General features: G+C 63.0%; 5 protein-coding genes and 1 pseudogene. All 6 read left to right on the forward strand.

The window, feature by feature from the left end; genetic code table 11:
* The first annotated feature begins 373 nt into the window (after positions 1-373).
* Positions 374-2,251, forward strand: coding sequence for an FG-GAP repeat protein (locus tag HMPREF3172_RS03825; RefSeq protein ID WP_083281401.1), 1,878 nt, complete (start codon positions 374-376; stop codon positions 2,249-2,251).
* Entirely contained in the window at positions 2,248-3,672 is a 1,425-nt protein-coding gene (locus tag HMPREF3172_RS03830) for a hypothetical protein (RefSeq protein ID WP_061943359.1), read from the forward strand. The genes HMPREF3172_RS03825 and HMPREF3172_RS03830 overlap by 4 nt, the downstream gene beginning before the upstream one ends.
* A 521-nt stretch (positions 3,673-4,193) precedes the next feature.
* Positions 4,194-5,915, forward strand: a complete 1,722-nt coding sequence (locus tag HMPREF3172_RS03835) for a carbon starvation CstA family protein (RefSeq protein ID WP_070515570.1) — start codon at positions 4,194-4,196, stop codon at positions 5,913-5,915.
* Entirely contained in the window at positions 5,912-6,280 is a 369-nt protein-coding gene (locus tag HMPREF3172_RS03840) for a cory-CC-star protein (RefSeq protein WP_370919339.1), read from the forward strand. Before HMPREF3172_RS03835 ends, HMPREF3172_RS03840 begins: the two co-directional genes overlap by 4 nt.
* A 15-nt stretch (positions 6,281-6,295) precedes the next feature.
* Positions 6,296-7,273, forward strand: coding sequence for an ArsA family ATPase (locus HMPREF3172_RS03845; protein ID WP_070515573.1), 978 nt, complete (start codon positions 6,296-6,298; stop codon positions 7,271-7,273).
* A gap of 487 nt (positions 7,274-7,760) precedes the next feature.
* Positions 7,761-7,851: pseudogene (locus tag HMPREF3172_RS10640) on the forward strand (dihydroxy-acid dehydratase); the annotation flags it as partial.

Here is a 7,851-nt window from a genome sequence, read left to right on the forward strand (position 1 = left end):
CGCTGCCGGAGAACCCGCGTCTGCACGGCACGCTCGGCAAGTACGCCAAGCTGGTCCGCTCGGCCGCAGTCGGAGCCGTCACGACGGACTGAGTCACGTCAGGGGAGTGCCGCACACGCTCCCGAGGTGCCTGCTGAGCACCGCTGAAAACTGAAGTACGCGAAAGGGGCACAGGTGGAAACCTGTGCCCCTTTCGCATGCCCTGATGCTTCTGACCGATGAAAGTCGGGCGTCTGGCCTGCTGAAACGCGATTCACAGAGAACTTAGGTAATGCTAACCTCATTAGGTCAGGAAACCCTGACCTAATGATTTCGGGCCCTCAAGGCGGCTGACTCATCGGCGGCCAAAAGGGGCACTCACAGAAAGCAGTACATGAAAACTCAAGCGACATCGTGGCCGAGACGGGCTGCTGCATCAGCGGCCTCCGTTCTCTTGGCCGCGACAGCACTCGCGGTCGGCCAAGCGAGCCCGGCCACAGCGGCTCCCGCTGACGACGTGCTTACATGGACAGGGGCCACGGGGGCTGCAACAGGGTCAGCTGTCTCGCAGAGCTCCTGCGATTTCACCGGCGACGGCAAACACGACATAGTCACCAGTGCGTGGATGTGGGACCGTTTGGGCACAAGCTCAGTAGGCGTGGCCTACGTCATTCCAAACGGCGCGAAGCAGGGGCAACTCGATGACCCGACAACGGGTGTCATCAGAATTGAAGGACCTTCGGAGGAGAACGCGCTCGTCGGCTTCAGCGTCAACTGCGCCGGTGATGTCAACGGCGACGGAATCGACGACATCATCGTCACGCAGTTCACCAAGTCGCGGGCATACGTGGTCTTCGGCAGCAGAGAGTCCGAGCACATTCAGCTGGACCACCTGGGTGATCGCGGTTTCATCATCGCCAGCAAGCAGAATGACAGGACTGGCTACTTTGCAACCGGCGTCGGTGATATCGACGGCGACGGCAAGGACGATGTCGCAGTCATTTCGCTGACTCGCAACAGCAGGGCCGGTGCGGCGACCGTGGTCGCTGGAAGCGACGACATCGCAACCGTAGAGATTCCTGATTCCAAGCGGATCATCGCCACAATTGACGGTGCGCCGGAACAGGGGCTGTCGACAATCGCCCCGGCCGGAGATGTCAACGGCGACGGCAAGCCCGACCTCGTGCTGGGCGGCTATGTTGCCAAGCCCGCTGGCTATGAGGGAAGCGCCCACGGCATGGCGTGGGTTGTATTCGGCCATGTCAGGGGTGAAGTCAAGCTCGGCGAAGACTTCGAAGGCTTCACCGTCAACGGACCGGAGCGCGGACGCGACCGCTTGGGCATATCTGTTGCCTCCGCCGGCGATCTCGACAACGACGGCAAAGACGACCTGATCATCGGTGCTGACGGCGCACCGGGTGCGGGGCCAGACAAGCGCAACGGCGCGGTTGCGATCGTCCGCGGTGCCGACTCCAAGCAGACAGTCACCACTGACCCGGCGGCCACTGACGGCAAGTCAGTCGCAGCTGACGGCAAGGACCGCGGATGGTGGATCGACGGTGTTGAAGACGCTGGCAGCTTCGGCTTTGCGGTGTCCGCACTGCCGCCGCAGAAGAAGGGCAGCTCCGGCACGCTGGTCATCGGCGACTACTCGGCGAACCGCGCATGGGCGCTCGATACCCGCGCGCTCAATGCTCCGCGGATCTCTGTTGATGATGTTTCAGACGACTACATTTCCGTTATCAAGGGCGAAGCCAAAGCCGAGCGCCTGGGACGCGGCGTCGGAGTCGTCGAAGGGATGAACGGCCGCAATGGTCACCAGTTTGTGGCCGGCGGCGATGGAATAGGAAGCATCGGAACCATGAGAGTAGCAGATCTGCCTGCCCAGGGTCCGACCGACGACGAACCTTCGGAAGCTCCTGATCCGGAAGAAGAGCCGACAGAAGACAGTACACAGACCTCTGATCCCGCGGAGGGAACTCAGCAGCCAGAAGCCCCCGGAGACGATGCCGATACCGACACAGGAGCACCCGAGGGATCTGAACCAGAAGACGACACCGGTTCTTCAGGCAACTCTCGTGAGAACGGTGCAGGTGCCGGTTCAAGCGCCGACGCCGGTGAAGGGGCAGGTGCTGAAGCCCAGCAGCAAGGCGGCAACAACAGTCCGCTGCCGCGTACGGGAGCGCAGTTTGCAGGTGCGCTCGCCGCAGGTGCCGCTCTGATCGCCTTCGGCATTACCGCAATCATGCTGTTCCGCAGGAGGACAAAGTGAAAATCAATCGAAAGACGGCCGCCGCAGCCGCATTCAGTGCTCTTCTGGCTTTGTACGGAGCTACCGCCGCAGCCGCTGAGCCTGCCGCGACCCCCTCGGAGGAACCGACAGAACAGGAGCGCACACCGGCTGAGGAGACAACTCCCACTGCCGAACCGTCGCCAACAGGCACTGCCGAACCCAGCGCACCGGCAGATGACGACGGCGGTGATGACCACAGCACAGCAGATGCGCACCACGGTCACGAAAACCATGACGACGGCGATCGCAAGACATACGGCTGGGAGCCGTCGGAGTACGACACGTGCCCAGCCTCGCTGCACGATGAATACACGGTGACAGGGCCCGACGGCAAGCGCTACGACTCGTGGCACCCGACTTCCGCGGTTGACCCGGCTACCGGAAAGAAGTGCACCTTCGGCCATGAGCACGGAGACGATCCGCGCACTTCCGATATCTACGAGTGGGCTGTTAAGAAGACCGGTGACAAGGCAACCGGCATTCCGTTCAGCTACGCAAACGAAGTTTCGGCAGTGGCCGCCGAAGAGCACGGTTCAGTGCCTCACCGTCACGAAGACCACTACGGACACAAGTTCGTTGTCCGCAACAACGTCAAGCAGGTGAGGGCAGACCGAGCAGGCTATGCGCGTGACGCGTCCGGCAAGCCGATCGAATGCGACTACCTGATGAAGGTGCACCAGGGGTCCCACTCAAAGGACGCTCTGAGCAACAATGCCCACGAATTGTTCTACGCGGTTCGCTGCAGTGATGGGACCGAAATGGCCGTCACGACGTTGACGCCCTTCGGCCAGCCGAACGAATACATCCGCAACTGCACGGACGAAAAGGTGCAGACCAGCGGATCCGATCTGCCGGGTGCAAACACCGGTGCGCGGCGAATTCCTGATGAAAAGTGCGTCAATGCCAATGTGCTCAACGGTCCGAAGACCAGCGATGTGTGGGGGCTGTACGAATTGTGGGAGTCTGACACGACGATCGCGGATCCAAGCGGCAAGACAATCGCCCGCTTCGACCCCTGGTTCGGTGTGCGCAACCCGTCGCGCTTTGCCTCAGGCGGTGAGGCAAAGCCGGTCTCCCAGCTGTTCGACAGCGACAAGACGGTCGGCTGGCCGTGGTCGACGATGTCCGGTGCCCTTGACCAGAAGGACCCGTCCTCGCCGTTCAACGGAGCACAGCGCGATGTCTATGTTCAGAACTCGACGGTCGACAACAGCGGCGGGTCGGAGTTCATCTACACGGACGCCTACGGTAAGAACAGCTCGAGCAGCGAATTCACCGGTTCGATCCGACAGTACGTTTCGACGACTTCGAACACATCGCTGCCAGAACTCGAACGCAGGGCTTTCGGATTCAACACCGACTACGGAGCTCCTGGAACCGGTGTTCACGCGCCGAACTGATGCCCCTGGTCGGGTTGTACTCGGAGCCGTCACGACGGACTGAGCCACGTCAGGGGAGCGGTGCACACGCTCCCGAGGTGCCTGCTGGGTGCCGCTGAAAACTGAAGTACGCGAAAGGGGCACAGGTGGAAACTTGTGCCCCTTTCGCATGCCCTGAATCCTCTTGGCCCAGCCGTCGTCCGGCATGGGGGTCGTCCGAGGTGTCGCGCACCCAAGGTGCCAGGGGCGCGGGCGCTGGCGGGCGCCTCGGCGGCGGTTCCGGCAATCGACGTGATGGAATTCGTAATCAGACTGTGACCAGGTAACTGAGATACAGCTCACAGAAACAATGGCAATTCAGCTATGATTCTTCGCATATCGCAGAGCGTTTATGCATCTGAATGGTGCGTAAATGCGCATGCGATGGTGTTTGATCGTGGGCTGCTCATGCAATGACATATGCGGTGTGGCGCCGAGTAACGACGCCGCCCAAGACAATGACCGCCACTACGGCCAATGGGGGCCGCGGGAGACGAGCGTAGATGAACTCACTCATCATCATGTTTATTGGCCTGGTAATGATCCTGGCCGGCCATTTTCTTTACTCCAAGTTCCTCGCCAAGAAGGTCTACCAGCTTGACGAGCACGCCATCACCCCCGCGCACGCGCAACGCGACGGCGTCGACTTCGTGCCCACCAACAAGTGGGTGCTGTGGGGACACCACTTCACCTCGGTAGCGGGTGCGGCGCCCATCACGGGTCCTGCGGTCGCCATGATCTGGGGCTGGCTGCCGGCATTCCTGTGGGTGACCATCGGTACGGTGTTCTTCGCCGGCATGCACGACTTCGGTGCGCTGTGGGCCTCGACCCGTAACAAGGGCCGCACAATCGGCGACCTGGCCAAGCGCTACATCGGTGGTCGGGGCTCGCTGCTCTTCACCGTCGTTATCTTCCTGCTCATCATCATCGTCAACGCGGTGTTTGCCTCGATCATCGCCGGCCTGCTCGTCACCACACCGACCGCAGTCATCCCGACCTGGGGTGCGATCGCCGTCGCGCTGTGCATCGGCCAGGCTATCTACCGCCTCAAGTGGAACTTGCCGATCGTCTCGATCGTCGGCGTCGTCGTTCTCTACGCGCTCATCATCCTGGGCGACAAGTTCCCGATCGTCCTGCCCGAAACCATCATGGGCATGTCCGCACAGGCGTTCTGGATCGTCGTCCTCTTCCTCTACGCGGGCGTCGCCTCGCTCTTGCCGGTGTGGATGCTGCTCCAGCCGCGTGACTACATCAACGGCCTCCAGCTGTTCATCGGCCTGGGCATCCTCTATGCCGCGATCATCATCTCCGCGCCGACGGTCCTCCTCGACCCGGTGGCTTCGGAACTGCCCGCCGGCCAGGCACCCATCTGGCCGCTGCTCTTCGTGACCGTCGCCTGTGGCGCGATCTCCGGCTTCCATGGCGTGGTCGCCTCGGGCACCTCGTCCAAGCAGCTCGACAAGGAAACCGACGCCCGCTTCGTTGGCTACTTCGGTGCTGTGGGCGAAGGCCTGCTCGCGCTCGGTACGATCATCGCCGTGTCCTCCGGCTTCAAGGCCATGGGTGACTTCCAGGAGGCTTACGCGAACGGCGGAATTGGCGCTTTCGTCGCCGGCGGTGGCAACATCCTCAACGAGGGACTCGGCATCCCGCTGAGCTTGTCCGCAACGGTCCTCGCGACAATGGCCATCCTCTTCGCCGCAACGACGATGGATACCGCCGTGCGTCTGCACCGCCTCATCATCGCGGAAATCGGCGCGCAGATGGGCGTGAAGATCACCCCGGTCGTCGGCACGATCATCGCGCTCGCCCTGGGCCTCGGCCTGGCATTCGGTGCGGGTGAGGGTGGAGCCGGCGACGGTGGCATGATCCTGTGGCCGCTCTTCGGTACGACAAACCAGATCCTGGCGGTGCTCACGCTGTCCGTCCTGGGCGTCATGCTGTTGCGCAAACGCAGGCCGGTCCTGCCGATTCTCATCCCGCTCCTCTTCGTCTTCACCATGACGTTCTGGGCACTGGTGATCCAGCTTGGGGAGTTCTTCGCCGCGAAGAACTGGCTGCTGCTGGGCTTCGGCTCCGCGATCTTTGTGGCCGCGCTCTGGACCGTCATCGAATCGGTGTCGTCCATGGTTAAGGCTGGAAAGAGCGATCCCGAACCCGAAGGCGAGGATCCGGTCGAGCGGCGCACCGTCGCCGAGTCCCTGCAGGAAACCGGCTCCAAGTGACCGATGATTCGCCCCAGCCTGCGGGCTGTGATTCGTCGGGCGGGCAGGCGTCCCAGAACGGGACGCCCGCCCGCCGGGACGGTGGGTTGCGATGCCGCGTCGAACAGCTTCGGCGCGGCTTCGCCGCATTCACCGAGGGGCTCGGAGAGTACTACTACGGCCCCTACCGACAGGCCCTCGCTAGGGCTCAGCGCGACGAGGATGACCTATTCATGCTCTACGTGTGTGGCGAGGCACTCGGAATCCCCAACCCCGCCAGCGCCTACACGATGGAGCTCTACCCGATCGTGCTCGAGGAATTCCACGCCTGGCATACCCGCATGGGCATGGACCGCCCGCCCACGGATGGCATCAAGTGTTGTTAGGAGGAGGCCACTAGCATGACCTTGCGTGAACTCGTGTCTACGCGGCGGGTGATCTTCTTCGGAGGCAAGGGCGGCGTGGGCAAGACGACGTGCGCCGCGACCGTCGCTCTTGACCAGGCTCGAGGGGGCCGCCGGGTGCTGCTCGTGTCGACCGACCCGGCGCACAACCTGGGCCACCTGTTCGGACGGACAATAGGCGGTTCGCCGGTGGGGTTGGCGGACAACCTCGATGCCCTCGAAATCGATCCCGAGCGTGCCGCGAAGGAACACATCGAGGCGATCGGCGAACACCTCTACGGACTCGTCGCTGATGGAATGCGCGGTGAGGTGACGCGCTACCTGCGAGCAGCGGCGGCCGCTCCCGGTTCGCACGAGGCCGCGCTGCTCGAGCGTGTCGCAAAGCTCACGCGGGACGGCCTGGAGCGCTACGACCTCATCGTCTTCGATACCGCACCGAGTGGCCACACGTCGCGGCTGTTGTCCCTGCCCGTGGCAATGGCGCAGTGGACGGATGCCTTGCTGGAGAATCGTCAGCGATCCGACAAATTCGGTCGGGCGGTGCGTGCCATGGGTGGCAATCCAATGACCGGCGACGAGGGGAGCCCGAAGGCACGTCGCGAGCGGCGCATCCGCCACTTGCTGTACGAACGGCGCGAGCTGTTGTCGTCCCTGCGGACCACCTTGCAGGACGAGGCGGTCACGGGGTTCGTCGTGGCGCTCGCCGCAGAACGTCTTCCCGTGCTCGAGACGATCGAGCTGCGCGATCAGCTCGCGGAATCGCACGTAGGAGTGCTGGCATACGTCGTGAACAAGCGCTCGCCCGCCGGTGCTGGGGAGCTCCTCCAGGCGCGACGCGCGATGGAGGAGCAGTGGGTGTCCCACCTGCGCGCCGAGGTGGGTGCGGATGCCGTTATTGCGCAGACTCCGCTCCTGCCGGCCGAACCCGTGGGGCTGGACGCCCTCGCGGAGTTCGGCGAGCTGCTCTTTGCCTAATTCTCGCCCGTACATTGAGGGTGTGTGCCGCAACGTGAGGGTGTAGATTCTTACCTGGGGTACGGAGTCAGTCCTCGTCGGGAATGTCGGCCGGGTCAGGTTCCTGGGTCTTGGTGCGGCGCACGGAGATGATCGCCCACACGATCGGAATGAGGGCGACAATACCGCCTCCGATCAACCCACGGGAGAGGGGTGCGGTATGGCCGTTGCTCATATTGTCGGCAAGGCCCTGCGAAACATCGGTCACGGGGATGACGGGCTGTCCGGTGGTCAAGTGGAACACGATTCCGAACAACAGTGCGGCAACCATGACGCCCATAATCACGTGGGGCCACACCAGCTGGCCCAAGGTGCCCTTGGACAGCAGCTTGTCGACCTGGACACCGTGACGTTCGGCGTAGAAGTAGATGGCAAACGACGGAATCGACGAAAGGACCAGCAGGACGGCGGCCCAGACTCCGTTGCCGGTCAGTGCGAGTCCGGCGGCACCGACGGTCGCTTCTCGGGCGGTTCGACGGGTCTGTGCATCGGCCACGTCGCTCCGGAAGCCGTTGACGGCGGACCGATCGCCTTTGTCG

This window comes from Brevibacterium sp. HMSC08F02 (genome assembly GCF_001807555.1).
GTDB lineage: Bacteria > Actinomycetota > Actinomycetes > Actinomycetales > Brevibacteriaceae > Brevibacterium > Brevibacterium ravenspurgense.